The sequence below is a fragment of the Vibrio cyclitrophicus genome (assembly GCF_024347435.1).
GTDB lineage: Bacteria > Pseudomonadota > Gammaproteobacteria > Enterobacterales > Vibrionaceae > Vibrio > Vibrio cyclitrophicus.
On sequence record NZ_AP025480.1, the window covers coordinates 3,286,266 to 3,309,403 of the forward strand.

The 23,138-nt window shown below is 44.3% G+C and carries 20 protein-coding genes; 9 read left to right on the plus strand and 11 right to left on the minus strand.

Translation table 11 applies throughout. The annotated features are described in order from the left end of the window. Window positions 1-11: 11 nt before the first annotated feature. Both dtd and OCW38_RS14440 read right to left on the minus strand, forming a co-directional pair. Window positions 12-446 carry a D-aminoacyl-tRNA deacylase gene (dtd, locus tag OCW38_RS14435; RefSeq protein ID WP_010433531.1) on the minus strand — a complete coding sequence of 145 codons (435 nt, stop codon included), beginning with the start codon at window positions 444-446 and terminating at the stop codon, window positions 12-14. Further along, window positions 418-1,359 carry a virulence factor BrkB family protein gene (locus tag OCW38_RS14440; protein ID WP_010433528.1) on the minus strand — a complete coding sequence of 314 codons (942 nt, stop codon included), beginning with the start codon at window positions 1,357-1,359 and terminating at the stop codon, window positions 418-420. Before OCW38_RS14440 ends, dtd begins: the two co-directional genes overlap by 29 nt. 42 nt (window positions 1,360-1,401) lie before the next feature. Here OCW38_RS14440 and OCW38_RS14445 point away from each other — a divergent pair, with 42 nt between their 5' ends. Together OCW38_RS14445 and OCW38_RS14450 are read left to right on the plus strand one after the other, a co-directional pair. Then, window positions 1,402-2,043: a DUF2959 domain-containing protein gene (locus tag OCW38_RS14445; RefSeq protein WP_016784088.1), complete on the plus strand. Its 642-nt coding sequence runs from the start codon at window positions 1,402-1,404 to the stop codon at window positions 2,041-2,043. 31 nt (window positions 2,044-2,074) lie between these two features. Beyond that, complete coding sequence (locus OCW38_RS14450; protein ID WP_102265231.1) at window positions 2,075-2,605, plus strand: AAA family ATPase; 531 nt, start codon at window positions 2,075-2,077, stop codon at window positions 2,603-2,605. Window positions 2,606-2,870: 265 nt separating this feature from the next. On the opposite strand, the gene typA is transcribed toward OCW38_RS14450, so the two are convergent. Beyond that, window positions 2,871-4,703 carry a translational GTPase TypA gene (typA, locus tag OCW38_RS14455; RefSeq protein ID WP_010433522.1) on the minus strand — a complete coding sequence of 611 codons (1,833 nt, stop codon included), beginning with the start codon at window positions 4,701-4,703 and terminating at the stop codon, window positions 2,871-2,873. A 100-nt stretch (window positions 4,704-4,803) separates the two neighbouring features. Continuing rightward, window positions 4,804-5,019 carry a hypothetical protein gene (locus tag OCW38_RS23000; RefSeq protein ID WP_016768260.1) on the minus strand — a complete coding sequence of 72 codons (216 nt, stop codon included), beginning with the start codon at window positions 5,017-5,019 and terminating at the stop codon, window positions 4,804-4,806. Between the two features lie 247 nt (window positions 5,020-5,266). Between OCW38_RS23000 and glnA the strand changes: the two genes are divergently transcribed. From glnA to gepA, 5 genes are all read left to right on the plus strand, one after another. After that, window positions 5,267-6,676: a glutamate--ammonia ligase gene (glnA, locus tag OCW38_RS14460; protein WP_010433520.1), complete on the plus strand. Its 1,410-nt coding sequence runs from the start codon at window positions 5,267-5,269 to the stop codon at window positions 6,674-6,676. Window positions 6,677-6,892: 216 nt separating this feature from the next. Then, complete coding sequence (locus OCW38_RS14465) at window positions 6,893-7,465, plus strand: DUF4124 domain-containing protein (protein WP_261894663.1); 573 nt, start codon at window positions 6,893-6,895, stop codon at window positions 7,463-7,465. A gap of 167 nt (window positions 7,466-7,632) precedes the next feature. Next, window positions 7,633-8,709 carry a nitrogen regulation protein NR(II) gene (glnL, locus tag OCW38_RS14470; RefSeq protein WP_010433517.1) on the plus strand — a complete coding sequence of 359 codons (1,077 nt, stop codon included), beginning with the start codon at window positions 7,633-7,635 and terminating at the stop codon, window positions 8,707-8,709. Window positions 8,710-8,818: 109 nt separating this feature from the next. Then, the gene (gene glnG / locus OCW38_RS14475; protein ID WP_010433515.1) at window positions 8,819-10,222 is read left to right on the plus strand and encodes a nitrogen regulation protein NR(I); all 1,404 of its coding nucleotides are present in this window, start codon (window positions 8,819-8,821) and stop codon (window positions 10,220-10,222) included. Between the two features lie 107 nt (window positions 10,223-10,329). Continuing rightward, window positions 10,330-12,900, plus strand: a complete 2,571-nt coding sequence (gene gepA / locus OCW38_RS14480) for a phosphodiesterase GepA (protein WP_016768257.1) — start codon at window positions 10,330-10,332, stop codon at window positions 12,898-12,900. A gap of 85 nt (window positions 12,901-12,985) precedes the next feature. Here gepA and hemN read toward each other — a convergent pair whose 3' ends face one another. The 5 genes from hemN to OCW38_RS14505 form a co-directional block, all read right to left on the minus strand. Beyond that, window positions 12,986-14,377, minus strand: a complete 1,392-nt coding sequence (hemN, locus tag OCW38_RS14485) for an oxygen-independent coproporphyrinogen III oxidase (protein WP_010433511.1) — start codon at window positions 14,375-14,377, stop codon at window positions 12,986-12,988. 343 nt (window positions 14,378-14,720) lie between these two features. Further along, window positions 14,721-15,209 (minus strand): DUF2489 domain-containing protein, encoded by a 489-nt coding sequence (locus OCW38_RS14490; protein ID WP_010433509.1) that lies wholly within the window; start codon window positions 15,207-15,209, stop codon window positions 14,721-14,723. 6 nt (window positions 15,210-15,215) lie between these two features. Then, window positions 15,216-15,773 (minus strand): Der GTPase-activating protein YihI, encoded by a 558-nt coding sequence (gene yihI, locus OCW38_RS14495; RefSeq protein WP_010433507.1) that lies wholly within the window; start codon window positions 15,771-15,773, stop codon window positions 15,216-15,218. Then, window positions 15,773-16,411, minus strand: coding sequence for a class I SAM-dependent methyltransferase (locus OCW38_RS14500; RefSeq protein ID WP_010433503.1), 639 nt, complete (start codon window positions 16,409-16,411; stop codon window positions 15,773-15,775). The genes yihI and OCW38_RS14500 overlap by 1 nt, the downstream gene beginning before the upstream one ends. A 557-nt stretch (window positions 16,412-16,968) precedes the next feature. Beyond that, on the minus strand, window positions 16,969-17,586 hold the full coding sequence (locus OCW38_RS14505) for a c-type cytochrome (protein ID WP_004735574.1): 618 nt from the start codon (window positions 17,584-17,586) through the stop codon (window positions 16,969-16,971). A 148-nt stretch (window positions 17,587-17,734) separates the two neighbouring features. Between OCW38_RS14505 and yihA the strand changes: the two genes are divergently transcribed. Beyond that, window positions 17,735-18,394: a ribosome biogenesis GTP-binding protein YihA/YsxC gene (yihA, locus tag OCW38_RS14510; RefSeq protein ID WP_010433499.1), complete on the plus strand. Its 660-nt coding sequence runs from the start codon at window positions 17,735-17,737 to the stop codon at window positions 18,392-18,394. 230 nt (window positions 18,395-18,624) lie between these two features. Further along, entirely contained in the window at window positions 18,625-19,230 is a 606-nt protein-coding gene (locus tag OCW38_RS14515) for a GTP-binding protein (protein ID WP_261894669.1), read from the plus strand. A gap of 265 nt (window positions 19,231-19,495) precedes the next feature. Here the strand turns inward: OCW38_RS14515 and OCW38_RS23100 are convergent, their stop codons facing one another. Continuing rightward, window positions 19,496-19,543, minus strand: a complete 48-nt coding sequence (locus OCW38_RS23100; RefSeq protein WP_438356636.1) for a hypothetical protein — start codon at window positions 19,541-19,543, stop codon at window positions 19,496-19,498. A 193-nt stretch (window positions 19,544-19,736) separates the two neighbouring features. After that, window positions 19,737-22,550 carry a DNA polymerase I gene (gene polA / locus OCW38_RS14520; protein ID WP_016787705.1) on the minus strand — a complete coding sequence of 938 codons (2,814 nt, stop codon included), beginning with the start codon at window positions 22,548-22,550 and terminating at the stop codon, window positions 19,737-19,739. Window positions 22,551-23,138 lie beyond the last annotated feature (588 nt).

The window sequence follows — 23,138 nt, forward strand, 5'->3', positions numbered from 1 at the left end:
TCCTTTTAAGTTTAAACCTGCAGCCAGAATGTTACTGGGCCATCATTAACCAATGACACTTTCATGTCGGCTGCAAATCGGCCACGTTCCGTTGGCAATACTGATTCACATTGGTTAGAGAAATAATCGTAAAGACGCTCCGCATCTTCAGGGTTTGCTCCACGAGAAAAGCCCGCTCGAGTTCCCTTTTTTGTATCGGCTGGCAGTGTGAATTGAGAAACCACCAACACTTTACCTTCAACCTGTTTTACGTTGAGGTTCATTTTTCCGTCTTCATCTTCAAAGACACGATAAGTTGTTACTCGTTCCATCAAACGTTTGGCTTTGGCTTCGTCATCACCTTTTTCTACGCCTAATAGAACCAATAAGCCTTGTTCAATCTCACCAACTACTTCGCCATCAACTCGAACGGCAGCTTCACTTACTCTTTGAATCAGGGCTATCACTGTTGTTTCCTTGTTCTGGAATTTCATCGTTATCCGCTGAGTGTACCATTTCTTGCGAGTCACTCCACTGTTCGTGCTCACCAAGCGCGGCTGTCACTTCAGCTCCAACTAGCACGATCAGCCAACACAAATAAACCCAAACAAAGAGAATCGGGATCGCCGCTAGCGCGCCGTAAATCAACTGGTAAGAAGGAAACTGAGTAATGTAAGCTGCAAAGCCTTTCTTACTCAATTCAAACAAAATTGCCGCCACCAAAGAACCTGCCGCGGCATGAGAAAAGTGTATCTTTTTGTTTGGAACAAGAAGATATAGGCCAAAAAACGCAAAGAAAGAGAGAATCAAAGGAAGTCTGCGAATAATGGTATTAAATGCACTCGATACGACTTCGTTTTGCAGCAAATTCAATGACGTCACGTAAGAGGTCGCTGCAATACTAGCGCCCACTAGAATAGGCCCAAGGGTCAGCACCATCCAGTACATGGAAAAAGACAACACGGCACGTCGCTTTTCCGTTACTCGCCAGATGTAGTTTAGGTTCTTATCGATATTGGAGATCAACATCAGTGCAGCAACGAATAAGAACACACTACCTACCGCTGTCATTTTGCCAGTATTGGCGACAAACTCTAACAAGGCACCATGCACCGCATCCCCAGACGCAGGAACAAAGTTGGTAATAACGAAGTTTTGAATCACGAGCCCAACATCAGCAAAAATTGAGAATGACGACAAAATAGAGAGCAGAACCGTCAACATCGGCACAATTGAGAGCAAAGTAATGTACGCCAAGTACCCGGCATTCACATTGACTCTATCGTGTGTCATTCGCGTGAGGAGATAGCGGGAAAACTGGATGCTTCCAGTGATTGCGTTTTTTATCTTCAACTTGTAACTCCCTGGTAACTCGTTCATAGTCCTAATTAATATTCCTTTATTTAACTATAGGAAACTAGGATGCCTTATTTAATAGTTATAGTCCTCTCTATTTTTACCCTAACTGGATGCCAGTCCGCTTATTACTCGGCTATGGAGCAAGTGGGATACCACAAGCGCGACATTATGGTCGATAGAGTGGAAGACGCTAAAGAGTCGCAGCAGGATGCTCAGGAAGAGTTTAGTAGCGCGCTAGAGGCGCTCAGCAGCCTGACTAACTTCAACGGTGGCGACCTTGAAGACATGTACAACCAAATCAATGATAAATACCAAGACAGCGAGAAAGCCGCGCAAAATGTCAGTGACCGGATTGCTGCTATTGAAGATGTATCAGATGCGCTATTCGCCGAATGGCAAAGTGAACTAGACCTTTACACTAGCGACTCACTGCGTCGTTCAAGTGAGCAAAAGCTGCGTGAGACTAAATCGTCTTACCAAACGATGCTTTCAGCGATGAAACGTGCCGAGAAAAAGATGGACCCTGTACTCAACACCCTTCGCGACAATACGCTTTATCTCAAGCACAACCTAAATGCGAGCGCTGTCGGTTCGTTGCAGGGAGAGTTTATGAGCTTAGAAAAAGACATCGCCTATGCAATAGAGCAGATGAATGCGGCAATAGCAGAGTCGGATAAATTCCTAGCTCAACTCAATCAGAAGTAGTGCCATTAGAAACGAATTAAGATAAATCCGTATGAACCCAATCATTGTTACTGGCGGCCCAGGGGCTGGTAAAACCACACTAATTAATGCCTTGGGTGACATCGGTTACCCGATATTCGCTGAGTCCTCTCGCCAGTTGATAGAACAGCAGAGTCAACTTGAGAACGGTATATTACCTTGGTTAGACCTTCCGGGCTTTGCTCACTTGTGCTTGACTGTGATGAGTGAGCAAAAAGAGCAAGCGAATCAACACCAGATTGCGTTTCTCGACCGTGCGATTCCAGATATCTGCGGTTACTTAGCTCAGGCGAATCTCGATATTGATGCGACCTACCGAGAAGCGAGCCAAGGCTATCATTCACAAGTCCTATTCTGCCGCCCAGAGGCTTCTATCTATGTGCAAGATGAAGTGCGCCCTTATCCGTTTGAAGAAGCCTTAGAAATTCACCACGCTTTAGTAACAGTCTACCAAGAACTGGGTTATGAGGTTGTCGAGGTTCCATTTATGTCAGTCGAAGAACGGGCTCTATTTGTTAAAAGTCACCTAGGTATCAAAAGCTAAATCCCCAACTCGGCCGGTCCTCCCTCTTGAGGATGACGAATACTTGAATGCTCTTTGTATCTCGCATCTCGTTGACCTGAATCTAAGCAAACTACCGTCATTCCCTACAGCGAGGCACGAGTGTGATAAGGAACCTCACACAGCTGATGGTTTTCGATACTTTTCCAAACCGCACACAAAAAAAAAGCCCCGAGCAGCTAGGCTACTCGGGGCTTTCTTACTTATTCTAAAACTGCTTGATAGCTAGAAGCTAGTCTGCTGGCAATTAAGCCTTAGCTGGACGTGCTGCACGCTTACGTTCGTTTTCAGTAAGAAGCTTCTTACGGATACGTACGTTTAGTGGCGTTACTTCTACTAGTTCATCTTCATCGATAAACTCAAGAGCTTGCTCTAGAGTGTGCTTGATCGGTGGAGAAAGAACTTGTGCTTCATCAGTACCAGATGCACGAACGTTCGTTAGTTGCTTACCTTTCAGACAGTTTACTGTCAGGTCGTTTGAACGGTTGTGAATACCGATTACTTGACCTTCATAAACTTCATCAGCGTGCTCTGTGAATAGACGACCACGAGCTTGAAGGAAGAACAATGCGTAAGTCAGTGCTTTACCAGTCGCGTTCGAGATTAGAACACCGTTGTTACGCTGACCAATGATACCGCCTTTGTAAGGACCGTAATGATCGAACGAGTGGTAAATAAGACCAGAACCCGATGTCATTGTAAGGAATTCAGTTTGGAAACCGATAAGACCACGAGAAGGCATCATGAAGTCCATGCGAACACGGCCTTTACCATCTGGTGCCATATCTGTTAGCTCACCCTTACGTAGACCGATGCTTTCCATGATCGCACCTTGGTGCTCTTCAACTACATCGATAGTCACCGTTTCGAACGGTTCCATTTTCTGACCATCTTCTTCTTTGATGATTACTTCTGGACGAGATACTGCAAGCTCGAAACCTTCACGACGCATGTTTTCGATCAGGATAGAAAGGTGAAGCTCACCACGGCCTGATACGCGGAAACGGTCTGGACTTTCAGTTTCTTCAACACGTAGTGCAACGTTATGAACCAATTCTTTTTCAAGACGCTCAAGGATGTTACGTGAAGTTACAAACTTACCTTCTTTACCCGCGAACGGAGAAGTGTTTACTTGGAAAGTCATTGTTACTGTTGGTTCATCAACAGACAGTGGTTCCATTGCTTCAACATTGTTTACGTCACAGATAGTGTCTGAAATTTTCAGCTCACCAAGACCTGTGATTGCAATGATGTCGCCAGCGTTAGCTTGATCTACTTCGTGACGCTCAAGACCTAGGTAACCAAGTACAGTACCTACTTTACCGTTACGTTTTTTGCCTTCAGCATTCACGATAGTTACTTGTTGGTTTGGCTTAACAGAACCACGAGTAACACGCGCAACACCGATAACACCTACGTAAGAGCTGTAATCAAGTTGCGAAATTTGCATTTGTAGTGGGCCGTCAAGGTCAACTGCAGGCGCTTCAACTGTATCAACAACAGCTTGGAACAATGGTTCCATGTTCTCGCCAGTTTCGCCTTCAGTCATTGTTGCCCAACCGTTTAGAGCTGAAGCGTAAACAACGGTGAAGTCTAGTTGCTCATCAGTAGCACCTAGGTTGTCGAAAAGGTCGAATACTTGATCCATAACCCAATCAGGACGAGCGCCTGGGCGGTCAATCTTGTTAATTACAACGATTGGCTTAAGACCGTGTGCGAATGCTTTTTGCGTTACGAAACGAGTTTGAGGCATTGGGCCGTCAACTGCATCTACGATCAGAAGAACTGAATCAACCATAGACATGATACGCTCAACTTCACCACCGAAGTCCGCGTGTCCCGGAGTATCTACGATGTTGATGCGGTAATCATTCCAGTTGATTGCTGTGTTCTTAGCAAGAATGGTAATGCCACGCTCTTTTTCGATGTCATTCGAATCCATGACACGCTCTTCAGCTTCACCACGAGACTCAAGAGTGCCTGACTGTTGTAGCAGTTTATCAACCAAAGTCGTTTTACCGTGGTCAACGTGCGCGATGATCGCGATATTTCTTAACTTATCAATCTGTGGAGTAGACATGGATTCTCGATTCACTCATAAAAGTAGCCGTCACTTATCTCAAAAGTTTGGATAATAACCGCTAGCTTGATTTAAAAAACGGTCAATAATATACCAGATTCTAGACAAAAACCCAGAAATATGTGATCTGAACCAAGGCTTTTTTCTTTATTAGCGATTCATATCCGCTTAACTTTGATTCAGTATCGTACCCAACCGTCCATTTTATATGACTCTGAAGAATCATTACCAAATCAGCTTCAAGCCGAATCTCTCTCAAAACCGTAAAAGTGGATTGACAACTTAAGCAATTCATTGCTGAATAGTATTCGTTCATGACTCATCTTGGTGCACAGACAAACGATTGCACCAAACAAGTGCAGATAGAGATCATTTTGGTGCAAAAACCAAAGAGAACAAAACAGTTAAACAAGTAAATCATTGAAATTAATGGAATAATTTTTTTGGCACGTTTTTGGCTATAGATAAATCAGCATCGATTAATGCACATACAGACATTAATCAATGCTAGTTTCAACCGAATCGAGCTAATACCGAATTAATAACACTGGAGGTTATCCAAGATGTCAGTAGAAAATGTACTATCCCTGATCCAAGAGAACGAAGTTAAATTTATCGACTTACGTTTTACTGATACAAAAGGTAAAGAGCAGCATATCTCTATTCCTTCTCACCAAGTTGATGCTGACTTCTTTGAAGAAGGTAAAATGTTTGACGGCTCTTCAGTAGCTGGTTGGAAAGGCATTAACGAATCTGACATGGTAATGATGCCAGACGCTGCATCTGCTGTACTAGACCCATTCACAGAAGACGCAACACTAAACATCCGTTGTGACATTCTTGAGCCTGCAACAATGCAAGGCTACGACCGTGACCCACGCTCTATCGCTAAACGTTCTGAAGAGTACCTACGTTCTACAGGTATCGCAGACACAGTTCTAGTTGGTCCAGAGCCAGAATTCTTCCTATTTGATGACGTTAAGTTCTCAAACGACATGTCTGGTTCTTTCTTCAAGATTGATGACGTAGAAGCAGCTTGGAACACAGGTTCTGACATCGAAGGCGGTAACAAAGGTCACCGTCCTGGCGTTAAAGGCGGTTACTTCCCAGTAGCTCCTGTCGATTCATCTCAAGACATCCGTTCAGCAATGTGTCTAGTAATGGAAGAGATGGGCCTAGTTGTTGAAGCTCACCACCACGAAGTAGCAACTGCGGGTCAAAACGAAATCGCAACTCGCTTCAACACGCTAACAGCGAAAGCTGATGAAACTCAAATCTACAAGTACGTTGTACACAACGTTGCTCACGCATTTGGTAAAACAGCAACATTCATGCCTAAGCCACTAGTTGGTGACAACGGTTCTGGTATGCACGTTCACCAATCTCTAGCAAAAGACGGTGTAAACCTGTTTGCTGGTGATAAGTACGGCGGCCTATCTGAAATGGCGCTTTACTACATCGGTGGTGTAATCAAACACGCTCGTGCAATCAACGCATTTGCTAACCCATCAACTAACTCGTACAAGCGTCTTGTACCTGGTTTCGAAGCACCGGTAATGCTTGCTTACTCAGCACGTAACCGTTCTGCTTCTATCCGTATCCCAGTAGTACCAAGCCCTAAAGCACGTCGTATCGAGCTACGTTTTGGTGATCCAGCAGCTAACCCATACCTATGCTACTCAGCAATGCTTATGGCTGGCCTTGACGGTATCAAGAACAAGATCCACCCAGGCGAAGCTATGGACAAAGATCTATACGACCTTCCTGCAGAAGAAGCAGCTGAAATCCCAACAGTTGCGGAATCTCTACAAGAAGCTCTTGCAGCACTTAGCGACGACCGTGAGTTCCTAACAGCTGGCGGTGTATTCTCTGACGACTTCATCGATTCTTACATCACTCTGAAATCTGACGACGTACAACGCGTGAACATGGCTACACACCCACTTGAGTTTGAACTGTACTACTCAGTTTAATCCTCGATTAATAATCGTGTAGTGACTCTTACTGCAACATGTAAGAAGTGCTAAAAAATATTAGGCTCGCCTCGCAGGTGGGCCTTTTTTTTATTCTCTCGACGCCCCCCTCCTCGTACCATACCTTAGACAAAAGCCTTCAGAGGCTGCTGCTATAAATACAATAAAATCAACGCCAAACGTGAAGTCACCTAGCGGTTAAAAGAGGCTAAAGATATGAAAAATATACTGTTCCTGATCGGGTTAACAGTCGCACTCTCATGCTCTTCTCAAACGGTATATACCTGGGAAGATAGCGAGGGCGTACTCCACTTTAGTGATATGCCCACCGCTGAAAATGCCAAGTCTCTTCACTTACCTGACGTACAAGCTTCTGCGCCCGCGCCTAAATTTGAAAGCTCGATACCCGTTGATTCCTCGGCTTCATCGGCAACGAAAGTGACTGCGCCAGTTCATGATCAGCCAACAGCCGACAGCACCACAGAACGAGAACTCCCTACTCAGTTAGCACTGACTATGCTGACTCCCGTTCACGATCAAACCATCCGCAGCAACCGCGGCTTAATCCCTATTAAAATAGAACTGAGCCGAAAGCTAGGTATCGGGGAACAATTACAACTCATGCTTGATGGTCGTCGTTATGGCGCTCCACAAACCCAATATCACTGGGAACTAAAGGGCATAGACCGAGGTACTCACACCATTGCAATTCAAGCACATAGAAGCGGCAAGCTTATTGCATCTACTAGTCCAGTCACCGTGTATTTACATCGAGCGACGATCAAGTAGGCCTGTGTGTTAAAAGAGACGGAATTACCTCAGCTTTTCACCTGTTCTCAACAGCTTTCAGCAACTTTAATGAATTAACTTTAGCTTCTGATTGATATGCGCCATACTTGAACTTAGCTACGCACCAAATTGGTGCAGTGAGAAAACACCAGTTCAAGGACGAAATAGTGAATCGATCAGCGAAACGCGACAGCATAGATACACATCAACTTTCCAGTGCCATTCTCGATAATATGGTGACCTCGACATTGATGCTCGATGAGCAACTGTATGTGCGATACGCCAACCCATCGGCTGAACAACTCTTTTCACAAAGTGCGAGACGCATCGTTGATCATCCATTGAGTCAACTCATCCAACATGCCTCTCTCGATTTAGCCCTCCTGACACAACCTCTGCAAAGTGGCCAGAGCATTACCGACAGTGACGTTACCTTTGTTGTCGATAACCGCCCATTAATGCTTGAAGTGACAGTGAGCCCAATATCTTGGCAACGTGAGACCTTGCTATTGGTAGAGATGCGCAAGATAGACCAACAAAGACGACTCAGCCAAGAGCTAAACCAGCACGCGCAACAACAAGCGGCTAAGCTGCTGGTGCGAGGGTTAGCGCATGAAATTAAGAACCCGTTAGGTGGATTAAGAGGCGCGGCGCAGCTGCTTGGAAAAATGCTGCCCGATCAGTCCCTTAATGAGTATACGCAGATCATTATTGAGCAAGCCGACCGCTTGAGAGCGTTAGTCGACCGCCTTCTTGGTCCACAAAAGCCAGGAACAAAATCGGAAGAGAACCTCCATCAAATACTCGAAAAAGTAAGACAACTTGTTGAACTCGAATCAGGTTCAACACTCGCTATCGAAAGAGATTACGACCCGAGCTTGCCCGCGATTTTGATGGATTCCGCCCAAGTTGAACAAGCCATGCTCAATATCGTGAGCAATGCTGCACAGATTTTAAAGACCCAAGAATCAGGAAAAATCACCATTCGCACCAGAACGGTGCATCAAGCCAATATTCATGGTCAACGGCACAAACTCGCTGCTCGTATTGAGATCAGCGATAACGGCCCAGGTATTCCTGATGAATTAAAAGACACACTGTTTTACCCAATGGTTAGCGGGCGAGAAGGTGGCACGGGATTAGGGTTATCCATATCGCAAAACCTGATCGATCAACACAATGGGAAAATTGACGTTGAAAGCTGGCCAGGAAATACCACATTCACGATTTACTTGCCGATATAAGTGAAGCTAGATCCCAATGGAAAACCGAGCTTTAAAGGCAAAAAAGAATACCGAAAAATAAAAACAACAATGATTATCACAATAGAATTGGCTGTAAAGGAATTGAATTATGAGTAAGGGATACGTTTGGGTCGTTGATGACGACAGCTCTATCCGATGGGTAGTAGAGAAAACACTGTCTTCTGCGGACATAAAGTGCGAAACATTTGCCGACGCAGAGAGCGTATTGCTTGCTCTTGAGCGCGAAACGCCAGATGTATTAGTATCTGATATTAGAATGCCTGGTATCGACGGGATTGAATTGTTACATCAAGTTCATCAGCGATCGCCTGATCTACCCGTCATTATTATGACCGCGCACTCAGACTTAGATGCAGCAGTCAATGCGTACCAAAAAGGGGCCTTTGAGTATCTGCCTAAACCGTTTGATATCGATGAAACACTGACTCTGGTAGAGCGAGCGATTGCGCATAGCCATGAACAGAAACGCGAACAAGCCAGCGAAGTAACTGAAGACACTAATGCGCCAGAAATCATTGGTGAAGCACCTGCGATGCAGGAAGTTTTCCGCGCTATTGGTCGTTTATCTCGTTCATCCATTTCGGTTCTTATTAACGGTGAGTCAGGTACGGGTAAAGAGCTCGTCGCGCATGCTTTGCACCGACACAGCCCAAGAGCGAAAAAGCCATTTATCGCCCTTAATATGGCGGCTATTCCTAAAGATCTCATTGAATCAGAGCTATTTGGCCACGAAAAAGGCGCGTTTACTGGTGCTAACAGTGTTCGCCAAGGACGTTTTGAGCAGGCTAACGGCGGCACGCTGTTTCTTGATGAAATCGGTGATATGCCACTCGATATTCAAACTCGTCTATTGCGTGTACTTTCTGATGGTCAGTTCTATCGCGTAGGTGGTCACTCTGCAGTTAAGGTCGATGTTCGCATCGTCGCAGCGACCCACCAAGACCTCGAACGATTAGTTCATGAAGGTGGGTTTCGTGAAGACCTTTTCCATCGACTTAACGTCATTCGAATTCATATTCCAGCACTACGCGAACGTAAACAGGACATTGAAAAGCTGACTCACCACTTTTTAGCCTCAGCTGCAGAAGAGTTAGGCGTTGAAGTGAAGACACTGCATCCAGAAACGATTCTAAAGCTCAACCAACTGAATTGGCCTGGTAACGTACGTCAGCTTGAGAATATTTGTCGTTGGTTAACGGTGATGGCTAGCGGCAGCGAGATACTGCCTTCCGATCTACCACCGGAATTGTTGGAAGAAAAAGTCGTGACCACTTCAGGTTCTGGGGATAACTGGCAGCAACTGCTCGCGAATTGGGCGAAATGTGCGCTTGATTCAGGAGAAAAAGAGCTGCTCACTTACGCTCTACCAGAGTTTGAACGTATACTGCTCGAGGCTGCACTCAACCATACCAATGGTCATAAACAAGATGCAGCTAAGGTTTTAGGTTGGGGCAGAAACACCCTAACCCGTAAACTCAAAGAACTGTACTGACCTGATATGACTTTCGATGCAGCGACTTTTTAACCCAAAAAAGAGTCGCTTGGTTTGAGTAGTGTCGGTACAATTAAGGTATGCCATTCACTAAAGTTGTAGCGACGATGTCTTTGAAAACAAAAATTACATTAAGAACCGCTGTGGTTCTGCCATTCGTGATGATTTTTCTATTCACTATGAGCGTAATGGTTTTTACTCAAAAGCAAAGCTACAAAGAAATGGTGAGTGATCTTAGTGCGCGACAACTAACATCACTCACAGACAACGTTCATAAAAGTCTTTCTGAGTTTTTAGAAAAACCGTTTCACGCCAACCTCTCGCTGAGCCACAACATCGGTTACCACCACCTTTATCAATCGGGGAACCTCAGCAGAGTTCAAGACTATATTCTTTATAAGTTCTCTACGCATTTTCAGGCCGTTCCTCAACTGGATGTGATCGGCTTTGGCTCTGAAGACGGTAACTACGTTGGCTTTCGTCAAGAAGCCAACAATGGTTATACCTTGATGGTGCAAGATGACCGAACCCAAGATCAACTTGTCATTTATCGCGGCAGCACGATTAGTGAAGACATTCGCTCCGTCATTTCGGGATACGATCCGAGAATTCGTCCTTGGTACACGCCTGTTGTTAATCAAAAAACAGCTTCTTGGTCGCCCATTTACGCCAACGCTGATGAACGCCAAGAGATCACGCTTTCAGCCCTAGCACCTATCTATGACGACAACGAATTTAAAGCCGTGATTGTCAGTGACATCAAGATCAACACTTTCAACGCCTTCTTAAGAAACCTAAAAGCCGAAACCGATGCCTCTGTCTATATTATTGACCAACAGCAGCGCTTGGTGGCGCACTCTGGTGGGGGCAGCGTTGTCTCTTGGGGAACCGGTAAAACTCATAAAGGTCAGCGCTTATTAGCAACAGAAAGTGCTAACCCCATCATAAAAGAGAGCGCCAGTTACGTTGACCAATTTCATTTGATTGAAAATATGGGCGTGCAACGTTTCAAATTTACTCTTGATGGTGAACAATACTTCAATCAGATCACGCCTTATCAAGATGATCACGGCATCAATTGGTTTATTGGTATGTCGATCCCTGAAACCAACCTGCTTGGTGATTTACCTAAAAACCAAAGAAATAGCTGGCTACTTGGACTGCTTCTCAGCTGTATCGGTATTATCGCAGGATTGATCGCCTTTAATCGAGTTACCCAACCCATCACCTCCACAGCAGATGCCGCCAAACGTCTCGCGAACGGCGACTGGGACAGCGGCATGCCAAAATCTGGCAATAACATCTACGAAACCAGCCTGTTGGTAGAAGCCTTTAATGAGATGGCCAACAATTTAAAAGCTTCATTCCAGCAATTACAAGCTCAGCTTACCTATGACTCGCTAACCAAACTATACAGCCGTGAAGGCTTTATTGAGGCCGCTAAGACAAATGGCGATATCGAAAAAGGCACTCTGTATTTAGTGGGTATTGATCGCTTTCGCGACATTAATGACAGCTTAGGTCATTACAATGGTGACCAACTGCTTATCATCGCGGCAGCACGCCTAAGAGGCACACTGCCTAGTGAATACCTATTAGCCCGTACTGGTGGCGACGAATTTGCAATCTATGCCCCTAATGTCACCCAAGATGACGATATTCAATTACTGACCAACCGCTTACTTCAAACCTTTGCGTCTCCATTTGCTATGGAGTCAGAAAATGTTGTCATTAATGTTTCAATTGGAGTCGTAGGAGTCTCTAACGAGCAAGATATTACGCTGTGGCTACGCAATAGCAGCATTGCACTCAGCAACGCAAAGCAAGATAAGACTCGTGTCAGCGTATACAGCCCCGAGATGGGCAAAGCTTCTAGGCACCGAACTAAAATGCTCGCTCGTATGAACAAAGCCATCGAACTGCAACAGTTCGAGCCTTTTTATCAGCCAATTATTGACCTTGAATCTGGCTCAACAATTGGTGCGGAGGCCTTAGCACGCTGGATAACAGACGATGGTATCGTCGCCTCACCATTAGATTTCATCCCACTTGCAGAAGAGACTGGGCTTATTTACGACATCGGCCAGCAAATCCTGCACAAATCTTGTCGGGATACCGCCATCGCGATCGCGTCAGGAAAATGGGGTAAAGACTTCACAATTCACGTTAACCTCTCCGTCGACCAGTTGAGTGAAAGTAGCTTTGTTGATCGAGTCCAATCCATACTGAGTGAGACAAAGCTATCGGCTAACAATCTTACGTTAGAGATCACCGAATCGCGCATCGTAGATAATGACCCCATGATCATCGACAACATGCTGACTTTAAAAGCACTGGGTGTTTCCATTGCGATTGATGATTTTGGCACAGGATATTCATCGTTAGCGTACTTACATAAGCTGCCATTTGACTGCCTTAAAATCGATCGCAGCTTTGTTAGCAAGTTGGATAAGGAGAACCTAGACAGCTCTATCGTTGCAGCAATCGTTAATATCACCAAGGGCTTCAAGGTAAGCATAGTCGCAGAAGGTGTAGAAACTCAGCAACAAGCGGATCTACTCAAACAGCTGAAATGCCCGCAGGCGCAGGGGTTCTTATACAGTCGCCCGGTTCCTTTTGAGCAATGGCCAACCGACCTCTGCAACGTAAGACAAAGCAGTAAAGAAAGCATGATGTAAAGTAGATAGAGAATTGACTTACAGACAGACAAAAAAATGCCAGCATGATGCTGGCATTTTTTATGTTTGTTTCTCGAACGTGTAATTAAATCACACGAGAGAATTGCTGCTGGCGAGCCTTTGCACGTAGGTATTTATCAAAACACATGCAGATGTTACGGATCAGCAAACGGCCACGCAAAGTCACGCGGATTTCTTTGTCATCCACTTCAACCAACTCATCATTGATGAAGGTTTGCAGTAGCCCTAAGTCTTCTTTGAAGTAACCATTAAAGTCTACAGAAAACTCAGACTCGATCATGGTTTTATCAAGCTTAAAGTTACAGATAAGCTGTTTAATGACCTCACGACGCACTAGGTCATCACTGTCTAATACCACACCTTTCCAAAGTGCATGACGCAGGTCATTCACCTGAGCGTAATACTTCTTCAGCTCTTTTTGGTTTTGAGCGTAAGCATCACCGACCATAGAGATAGCAGAGACACCGAAACCAATTAAGTCAGCTTCACCTTGGGTCGTGTAGCCTTGGAAGTTACGATGCAAGATACCTTCGCGTTGTGCTACTGCTAGCTCGTCTTCAGGTAGTGCAAAGTGATCCATTCCGATGAACTGGTAACCAGCACCCGTTAGCGTTTCGATGGTATCTTGTAAGATAGCCATTTTCTCTTTAGCTTCTGGTAGGTCTTCGTCTTTAATCTTACGCTGCGCAGCAAACAATTGCGGCATGTGTGCGTAGTTAAATACCGATAAACGACCCGGTTTCATTTCTAACACTTGCTTCAATGTTTCCGCGAACAAAGCTTGAGTCTGCTTTGGCAGGCCGTAGATCAAATCAAGATTAGTAGAGCGGAAGCCTAGCTCTTTAGCACGCTGAACCATTGCAATAATGAACTCTTCATCTTGTTCACGGTTAACCAGCTTTTGCACTTCTTTATTGAAGTCTTGAACACCAATACTCAAGCGGTTAAAACCTTCGCGGCGTAGGTGGTCGAGTACATCAAGTTCAATCTCACGTGGGTCAACCTCGATACTAATCTCAGCATCAGCCGTGAAGTTAAACTCATCACGCAGAATCATCATCAAACGAGTGATTTGTACTTTTGTTAGGAATGTCGGGGTACCGCCACCGAAGTGCAGTTGAGTCACCTCGCGACCATTCAGCAAAGAAGCGCGTTGACGAATTTCGTGTTCAATCACATCTAGGTACTCATCCGCTTTGTGCGAATGACGGGTAATGACCTTGTTACAGCCGCAGTAGTAACAAAGCTTGTGACAGAACGGAATATGCACGTAAAGAGAGAGTGGACGCTCAGGGTATTGCGTACACGCCATGTCGTAATCAGCGACGGTAAACGCTTCATGAAACTCCAACGCAGTTGGGTATGAAGTGTAACGAGGTCCCGAATAGTTGTACTTGTTTAAGATTTCTTGATCCCAAACGATTTGCTGATTCGTTGTTACTGGCTTGCTCGACATAGCGGTAATTCCAATTTAGATCCGCGAGAACCTAAGGTCTCTCAAATCATTTTACATACATTAAAATATAGACGGGTTATTTTGCCACACGACCAGTAAGGTCGTTTCAAGACAAAATCAATTTTTTAGACAAAAACTCAGAACTGCTAGCTTGATCACTAACAAAGCGTCGGGATTAACGAGACGCAAAAGGTAAGAAGGCTTATTTAACATTATCTGTTAAAGACAAAGCGTATTAAAGACGTGAGTCTTAAAGCTGTATATCTCAAAAACAGCGCGTCTTGAAACAGCACGTTTTGAAAACTAAATGTTAAACAAGCCTCAATTTTAAAAGTCTTAGCGACTAAATCATCTGAATATTGATTTGGTTGTTAAGAGGTTTAATTTTCTCCTGCAACCGTTTCAAATCTTCGATGACGGCATCATTCAAGCGAGTCTCTGCCTTGTGGCGTGTGAGATTCTGCTGCATGCGCTCTTTCTTGGTCAGTGCCTGTCTTTCATCTCCGCGAGCCATGTCTTTTACGATATGGTACAGCTCAGAAAGAGCAGGATATTCAGAATCAAAATCGACACGCTCATCACCCTGAACATTATCCATAATGATACACACTCGGATACTGATCTCAGGTAAATCACACTGCCCTTGAATACCCGCTAGACACAAAGTATTCACGTTCTCGTAAATCTTTGCGTTACGTTTTTCAATGGCAAGTGCTTGATGCTGCTTTTGCAACTCCGTCTGCTTCTTCACTTGAAGTAGAAGGTAACCTGCATAAGAGCCCAAGCCGAGAATGATTATTCCGCCAGCAATTGCTAATAAGGTTACATTCATTGGCTCTTAACCTTTAAAGCTGTCTAAATCGAAGTCTTCGAATTGAGATAACAAGTCTTCATCAGAGCTTGCTTTCTTCTTAGAAACAACAGGTGCTTCTTCGAAAATCTCTTCTTCATCGTCTTCTGGCTCTAGCAGACCCAAGCGGCCCATTAGGTGTTCGATACGATCAAGTTTCTCATCAACGAACTTCTGTAGACCTGCACCTAGGTTTTCACCATTTTCGATACGATCTAATAGTGTATTCAGTTGAGCATCATTCTCAAGCATCTCTAACTCTTGTTCGTTAGATAGCTTGCGCTCTTGTTTCGTCGGCTTCTTCGCTGGTTCAACGATCAGCGGAATTTTTTTCTTGCTGCCTAAACGAGGGTCGCGAGCTAGTGCAGCTTTGCGCTGTTTTGCTTCGCTACCATCTGAGTGACGGCTACCAGACTTAAGGCCTTTACGCTTTTTAACACGCTTACGTTCACGACCTTCAACATCAGATTCACTACGGTTACGAGTAACCATAGGTTCCGGAGCGCCAAGTGCTCCTGGTTTTCTTGATTTCTTACTACGACCCATTACTGCACTTTCCTCAGTAAAATTACATCATTTCCAAAAAATTCTAGTTCGAGCTTATCCCGCTCTGCCAAAAACTGGAATGTTTGACGACTAAAGAAGACGACATGTGTCGGGTCATTCTTGTAGTGCCAACCAGCAAACGCGTCTACGTCTATTACTAGTTTAGTCATAAGACCAATCCAGCCCTTGGGTTTAACTAAATTCAACCATTGCTGCCACACTTTGTCTGGGTGGTAAAGATGCTCTATCACCTCCGTGGCAGTCATAAAGTCATACGTTTTTTCCAACACAGAGGGTTCTGGGTGGTAATAGATATCGTACAACTCCATGGTGTGTCCGGCTTCTTCTAACATAATAGATAGCGTAGGGCCTGGGCCACAACCAAAATCCAACCCGTGTGAGTTAGATGAAATTTTGTCTGTTAGAGGATCTGCGATGCGAGATAAAAAACGGCGATAGCCTGCATCACTAGGATCGTTCTCATGGAGATCATAGTGTGCTTTTTCTTCTTTTGCTTCTAACCTTTGTTCAGGTTTAACAAATACCAGTTCACATTGCTGACACTGCAGATAAGCTCTGCGTTTGTCTTCAAAATAGTGATTCACGCCTTGGTGATGGCATAAGGGACAAGTATACATAGCACATCCTTAAACAGGGATGCGAAACATACCAGAAACTGAGTTTATAGTGGAGAGGTATTGGGTGTTTTTTCATCAAATCAATAAAAAAAGCGATAGGAAAACCTATCGCTCTCTAAATCTGCCTATATCGGCCAAAATTTGCATACTCAACTTGGTACACAAATCTCCATTTGTTATTGGTGCTTTCCATGCCAAATTTGTTTTTTGTTCATCGTCCTGATGAGTTTTGGCTATCCTTTTCTAACACCTTGTTACTGGGCTGTCCTAGCCTGATCCGTTTCTGTCTATACCGTTAGACTAGATGACCATCCGTATCTAAGTCAGCTCCTAGCTGATGACGGGTACTTTACCTTGTTACAAAAAGACTACAAGAGTGCGACTTCACACTTTTGTACACAAATTGAGCTCGTATTGATAAATAAGATATGAACACAGCACTCATAGATAATAGTAATACAAAAGAAAACGCCCCAACCATTTCTGATCGGGGCGTATCTTGAATCTCGCTCGAACGTACATTTCTTTACTCTGGCTAAGAGCAAGAAACCGACATATTAGTGTAAACCACCAACGTACTTCGATAAGGTATCAATATCTGCGTCTGTTAACTTTTTAGCTACATCACGCATCATCGCATTCATGTCGTTATTACGGCTACCATCGCGGAATTTCTCAAGTTGAGCCTTGATGTAATCTGCGTGCTGGCCAGAAATTTTAGGGAAACCAGAAAGTTCAGTACCGTTACCACGAGGACCGTGACAAGCAATACACGCCGTTACGCCACGTTCTGCGTTACCTGCGGTGTAAAGAACTTTACCTTCATCCACAACATTTTCAGGAGTTGAGTTACTAGAAATAGGTAGAGAGGCGTAGTATGCCGCTAGGTCAGCCATATCTTCTTCAGATAAAGACATCGCCATCGCACCCATTACAGGTTCATTACGACCTTGTTTACCACCACTCGTCATACCGAGTTTAAGCTCTTTTAACTGCTTCTCTAGGTACTTCTCATGTTGACCAGCCAGTTTAGGGTACTGAGTGATCAGACTGTTGCCGTCAGCACCGTGGCAGGCAACACATGTTTGTGATTTGGCTTTACCAGCTTCAATACTACCTTGAGCCCATACTGAGCAGCTGGCTAAAAGACTCAAAATTAGCGCTAATTTCTTCATGACATTCCATTATAATTATCAAGCTTCCAGTACCACTCTATGTTGCCACTCATGGTACAATAGGCGACCTTATGCCGAGCACGGTTATTTTACACAAATTCACAAAAAAGTAATCAATCGACTACACAAAGTCGAGATGGAGTTAACAGTGAGCGTAAAAATTCATTATCAAAACACGCATTTCATTACCAGTGCACCTGATATTCGTCATTTACCAGAAGACGAAGGGATCGAAATTGCGTTTGCAGGACGCTCCAATGCTGGTAAATCTAGCGCGCTAAATCGCGTTACAAACCAAAAAAGCTTGGCGAAAACCAGTAAAACACCCGGTCGAACTCAGCTAATCAACCTATTTAAGGTAACGGATGGTTGTCATATCGTCGATTTACCTGGATATGGCTTTGCTCAAGTACCGCTTGAACTAAAGAAAAAGTGGCAGAAGTCGCTAGGTGAATACCTACAACGTCGCGAAAGCCTGAAAGGTTTAGTGGTATTGATGGACATCCGTCACCCAATGAAAGACCTTGACCAACAAATGATCTACTGGGCTATCGATAGCCGCATCCCAGTACAGGTTTTGTTAACAAAAGCAGACAAACTGAAAAGTGGTGCGCGTAAAGCTCAGCTACTAAAAATCCGTAACGATGCGAAATCTTTCGGTGGTGATGTTGCGGTTGATGTTTTCTCTTCAATGAAAGGCATCGGCGTTGACCAACTGCGTGCCAAGATGGATGAGTGGTTTGCCCCAGCTTTCGCTGACCAACTCATTGATGAGCTAGCGGACGAAGAGCACAACGATTCAGAGTAGTTCTCCTAACTATAGATTTATCTATAGTTAGGGATTAAAGCACTGACAACCAGTGATTTAGCCTTATCAATACCTCGCACTATAAAAGCGGGGTATTTTTTTGCCAGAAAATTAGTGAGTTAGGCCTGAATTATTAGCGATAGAGACCGCATTTATCCGCTTAAACCAATAGAAGTGAACCATACTAAAAGACACACCGAAATAAACAGAACAATGAGAAAGGAGTACTCATGTGGAAAACACCATTGGCCATCATTGCACTTATGCTGGTCTCATTAACAGGGCTCGCCTCTGAAGCAGAACAGACCAAGACCGAGACCGCTCTGGTCAATGTTGATATGACCTTAGATCTCGATGGCATGGAGAAGTATACTCAGGAGGCAAGTGAATCTCTTGAGGTGATATCGCAATCTTTGCAGGCGATCGTCAACAACCCCAACCTCAGTGAAGATCAGCAGCAAGCATTGAATCAGACCGTCGAAAGCATTAATAAGCTCGCCAGCTCTACCAAGACATCACTCAATCAACTCCCACAAGCCTTAAACCAATCTCGACTCGCCTTTAAAAATACCAGTCAAATGCTGTTGGATGATATTCAGACCAAGATCATCATTGCGTTAGTGGCTGTGGTCGCTGTCATTGTCATCGCGTTGACTGCTATCTACCTACTTATCCTAAAACCCATGCAGCAAACCTTGGTAAAAGCGACCCACAATATCTCTTCTATGGCGCAATCCATCCAGATCACCGCCGAAGCGCTAAAATACAGTACTGAGAAACAACAAGAAATTATGGAGTACATTGAGCATTCACCCGCTCAATACACTGATAAATAAGGCGTGACTTACCTATCTTTTACCGACCATTTGTAAAATAAAAGTTATTTCAAATGATAAAACAATCAAATTAGAGATGGATTTAAATTACCAAATGCTGATCGAGTTCCAGATCTAAGGCAAATCAGGTGTTTATCACTGTGCTTGAGAAAGCGTAAGAAAAGACACTAAAAAGGGCGGATTTACGGGAGTAATCGTAGGTTGGAAAAATTTTCTTTCGCACAAGAAAAAACGCCCCAGTCAAATACTGACTGGGGCGGCTGAATCAGCCTAATCCAATAACGTGAAACAAAAGGTCTGAAAGATAGAACATCTTACCTCTGTACCCTACAAGATTTAATGTACAACAATTGCTCAGAAATGAAAACAATTTTTGTAGTTTTTTTTCATGAATGTTTTATTAAAACATCTAAGTTCTTTTCACAGCTCATCTTTATTCGAGACAAAAAAAAGCCAGTGTTTGTGCACTGGCTCATACTAATTTGCTTAATAAGGTCAAAAACTGATTAGTGGGCTTGATCCCAGTTGTCACCGTGGCCAGCTTCCGCCACAAGCGGCACTTCTAGTTCTGCCGCGGATTCCATCAATTGTTGTACTTTACTTTCAATTTCGGCTAAAGCTGACTCTTCCACTTCAAACACCAATTCATCGTGTACTTGCATCAATAGCTTCACACGACCATCGCCTTCGGCTTGAATCCACTCATCGACTAACAACATCGCTTTCTTGATGATATCTGCCGCTGTACCTTGCATTGGCGCGTTGATCGCTGCGCGTTCAGCCGCTTTACGACGCATACCATTACGAGATTGAATTTCAGGAAGGTGCAAACGACGGCCGTAAATGGTTTCAACGAAGCCTTGCTCTGAAGCCGCGCTGCGTGTGTCTTCCATGTACTGCATTACGCCAGGGTAACGTTCAAAGTAAGTGTCCATGTAGTGCTGTGCTTCCCCACGAGGAATACCCAGTTGCTTAGCCAAACCAAAAGCACTCATGCCGTAGATAAGACCGAAGTTAACGGCTTTAGCACGACGACGCTGTTCAGTGGTAACTTGATCAATGGCCACACCGATAATCTCAGCAGCCGTTGCCGCGTGGATATCTTTGCCTTGTTGGAATGCTTCTAGTAACGCTTTATCACCCGATAGGTGCGCCATGATACGCAATTCAATTTGAGAGTAATCGACCGCTAGGATCTTCCAACCATGTTGTGCAACGAAGGCTTGGCGAATACGACGACCTTCTTCATTTCGAATTGGGATGTTCTGTAGGTTTGGATCAGTCGAAGACAAACGGCCCGTTGCTGTCACCGCTTGGTGGTAAGACGTGTGAACACGGCCTGTTTCAGCGTTGATCATCTTCGGCAATTTATCTGTATAGGTAGACTTCAGTTTCGCAAGGCCACGATACTCAATAATCAACTTAGGTAGCGGGTAATCAAGCGCCAGTTCTTGCAGCACTTCTTCGTTGGTTGAAGGTGCCCCTGATGGCGTTTTCTTGATAACAGGCAGACCCATTTTCTCAAACAGGATCGCTTGCAGCTGTTTTGGCGAGTTCATGTTGAACTCTTGCTCTGCAATCTCGTAAGCTTTCTGCTCTAGTTCGTCCAGACGAACCGCAATCTCTTGCGATTGAGCGCCTAGCAACATGTCATCGATGAATACGCCAGTGCGCTCAATGCGAGACATGACAGGAATCAGCGGGACTTCAATTTCTTCATAGATGGTTTTAAGCTTTTCATCTTGATTGATGTTTTCCATCAAGCGGTTATGAAGACGTAGTGTCACGTCTGCATCTTCCGCGGCATACGGAGAAGCTTCACCCAGTTCAATTTGATTAAAAGTAAGTTGTTTCTTACCCTTACCTGCGATTTGCTCAAATGAGATACAGCTGTGCTGTAGGAAACGCAGTGCCAAGCTGTCCATATCATGCTTACCACCTACGCTATTGAAAACGTATGACGCCAACATGGTATCGAATTTAATCCCCTTCATATCGATACCGTAGCGCGCTAGCACACTCATATCGTACTTCAGGTTTTGTCCTACCTTTGCTTGTGAATCATCTTCGAGAATTGGCTTAAGCTGTTCAAGTACCCAATCGCGATTCAGCTGCTGCGGTGCATCTAAGTAATCATGGGCAACAGGTACGTAAGCGGCAACGCCTTCTTCGGTTGCGAATGACAAGCCAACAAGGTTCGCGACCATGTAATCTAAGCTGTCTGTTTCCGTGTCGAAAGCAAATACTTCAGACGCTTTCAGTTTTTCTAGCCAAACATTGAATGACGCTTCATCGAGGATGGTTTCGTAGTTGCTGCGATCAATCGTCACGGCAGATGTATTCATCTCTACAGTAGACGTTGTTGCAGAAGCGCTGCTACGTACTGATCCAGCTCCCGCTGCGGCAGATTTTTCAGCCGCCTCAACGACACCATTGCCACCTTCAAGTAGCTCATTCAACCAAGATTTGAAGACCAGTTGACCGTATAACTTAATCAGCTCATCGATATTGGGTTGTGCTTTTACTAATGACTCAGGCGTCTCTTCAAGCTCAACATCCAGTTTGATTGTTGCGAGCTGATAGGACATATCAGCATTAGCTTTATTATCAGCTAACTTCTTAGCCATGGTTTTCGAACCACGGAAACCAAGTGCCGCAATATCATCAAGATTTTGATACAACTTTTCGATACTACCGATGCCTTGCAGCAATGCGGTTGCAGTCTTATCGCCGACACCCGGGACACCCGGAATGTTATCCACTTTATCGCCCATCAGAGCAAGATAATCGATGATCAACTCTGGCGGGATACCAAACTTCTCGATAACACCTTCACGATCCATCACTACGTTGGTCATAGTGTTGATCAAAGTAACGTTATCATCCACCAATTGCGCCATATCTTTATCACCAGTACTGATAAGCACAGGCATACCGAGAGCTGAAGCCTGAGAAGCCAGCGTACCAATTACGTCATCCGCTTCAACGCCAGGAATAGAGATAAGTGGTAAACCCATCGCACGAATAACATTGTGCAGAGGCTCTATCTGACAACGAAGATCGTCAGGCATAGGTGGTCGGTTTGCTTTGTACTCTGGGTACATGTCATCACGGAACGTCTTTCCTTTCGCATCAAAAATAACCGCAATACGATCAGAAGCAAATTGACGCATCATGCTGCGTAACATGTTAACCACACCGTAAACAGCGTTGGTAGGGATATCACCATTGCTCATGGTGCCAGGGTAGGCATGGAACGCGCGATATAGGTAAGAAGAGCCATCGATCAGAATCAATGGATTATCAGGAATACGAGCCATAATGTTTGTGTATCCAGTAAGTACAGAAATTATCTGTTAAGAATGCCACGTCTGTTGGTTGGATTCCACGTTGTCGATCTGTATCCGTTCACTCGGTTGTGTTCGATATAATCGATTTGTTGTTATTTTTTGTTCTTAGACGCAAGCGTTCTGTGGATAACTCTGTTTATATTATTTATCCACCTTGTTGAAAACTAAGCACAACAAGCAATAAAACAACAATAAGCTCATGAAAGTAAAGAATAAAATTACAGATCGAACATATGATCAACGATCTTTTTACGATCTTGCGTTGTGGAAAAGAATACTGATGGCGTTTTATTCATAAAAATATGTGCCACTAAATATGCATCTTGTTGAAATGAAGGTATAAAAAAAGCGACACCCGAAGATGTCGCCTAGCAAAAACCGGTAAAGCCATTCAAATTGAATACCACAGCTTTACCTAAAAGCTATAAATTACACTGGAAGCAATGTGAGCAATGTCGTGTCAAAAAGAACTTAGTACAAGTTCGCGAGAATTCTGTTGGGTAACCAAGTTGACACTTGAGTACTTAACATCCTTGTGAACATTTCCTCATTCCCTAA

Excerpts from the sequence above, each read along its gene's own strand:
- glnG (WP_010433515.1), top strand. The coding sequence starts at position 8,819 with ATGAGTAAGGGATACGTTTGGGTCGTTGATGACGACAGCTCTATCCGA.
- glnA (WP_010433520.1), top strand. The coding sequence starts at position 5,267 with ATGTCAGTAGAAAATGTACTATCCCTGATCCAAGAGAACGAAGTTAAA.
- OCW38_RS14500 (WP_010433503.1), bottom strand. The coding sequence starts at position 16,411 with ATGTATACTTGTCCCTTATGCCATCACCAAGGCGTGAATCACTATTTT.
- OCW38_RS14440 (WP_010433528.1), bottom strand. The coding sequence starts at position 1,359 with ATGAACGAGTTACCAGGGAGTTACAAGTTGAAGATAAAAAACGCAATC.
- yihI (WP_010433507.1), bottom strand. The coding sequence starts at position 15,773 with ATGGGTCGTAGTAAGAAATCAAGAAAACCAGGAGCACTTGGCGCTCCG.
- OCW38_RS14445 (WP_016784088.1), top strand. The coding sequence starts at position 1,402 with ATGCCTTATTTAATAGTTATAGTCCTCTCTATTTTTACCCTAACTGGA.
- typA (WP_010433522.1), bottom strand. The coding sequence starts at position 4,703 with ATGTCTACTCCACAGATTGATAAGTTAAGAAATATCGCGATCATCGCG.
- OCW38_RS14490 (WP_010433509.1), bottom strand. The coding sequence starts at position 15,209 with ATGAATGTAACCTTATTAGCAATTGCTGGCGGAATAATCATTCTCGGC.
- OCW38_RS14515 (WP_261894669.1), top strand. The coding sequence starts at position 18,625 with ATGTGGAAAACACCATTGGCCATCATTGCACTTATGCTGGTCTCATTA.
- gepA (WP_016768257.1), top strand. The coding sequence starts at position 10,330 with ATGTCTTTGAAAACAAAAATTACATTAAGAACCGCTGTGGTTCTGCCA.
- OCW38_RS14505 (WP_004735574.1), bottom strand. The coding sequence starts at position 17,586 with ATGAAGAAATTAGCGCTAATTTTGAGTCTTTTAGCCAGCTGCTCAGTA.
- polA (WP_016787705.1), bottom strand. The coding sequence starts at position 22,550 with ATGGCTCGTATTCCTGATAATCCATTGATTCTGATCGATGGCTCTTCT.
- OCW38_RS14450 (WP_102265231.1), top strand. The coding sequence starts at position 2,075 with ATGAACCCAATCATTGTTACTGGCGGCCCAGGGGCTGGTAAAACCACA.
- OCW38_RS23000 (WP_016768260.1), bottom strand. The coding sequence starts at position 5,019 with ATGAACGAATACTATTCAGCAATGAATTGCTTAAGTTGTCAATCCACT.
- OCW38_RS14465 (WP_261894663.1), top strand. The coding sequence starts at position 6,893 with ATGAAAAATATACTGTTCCTGATCGGGTTAACAGTCGCACTCTCATGC.
- hemN (WP_010433511.1), bottom strand. The coding sequence starts at position 14,377 with ATGTCGAGCAAGCCAGTAACAACGAATCAGCAAATCGTTTGGGATCAA.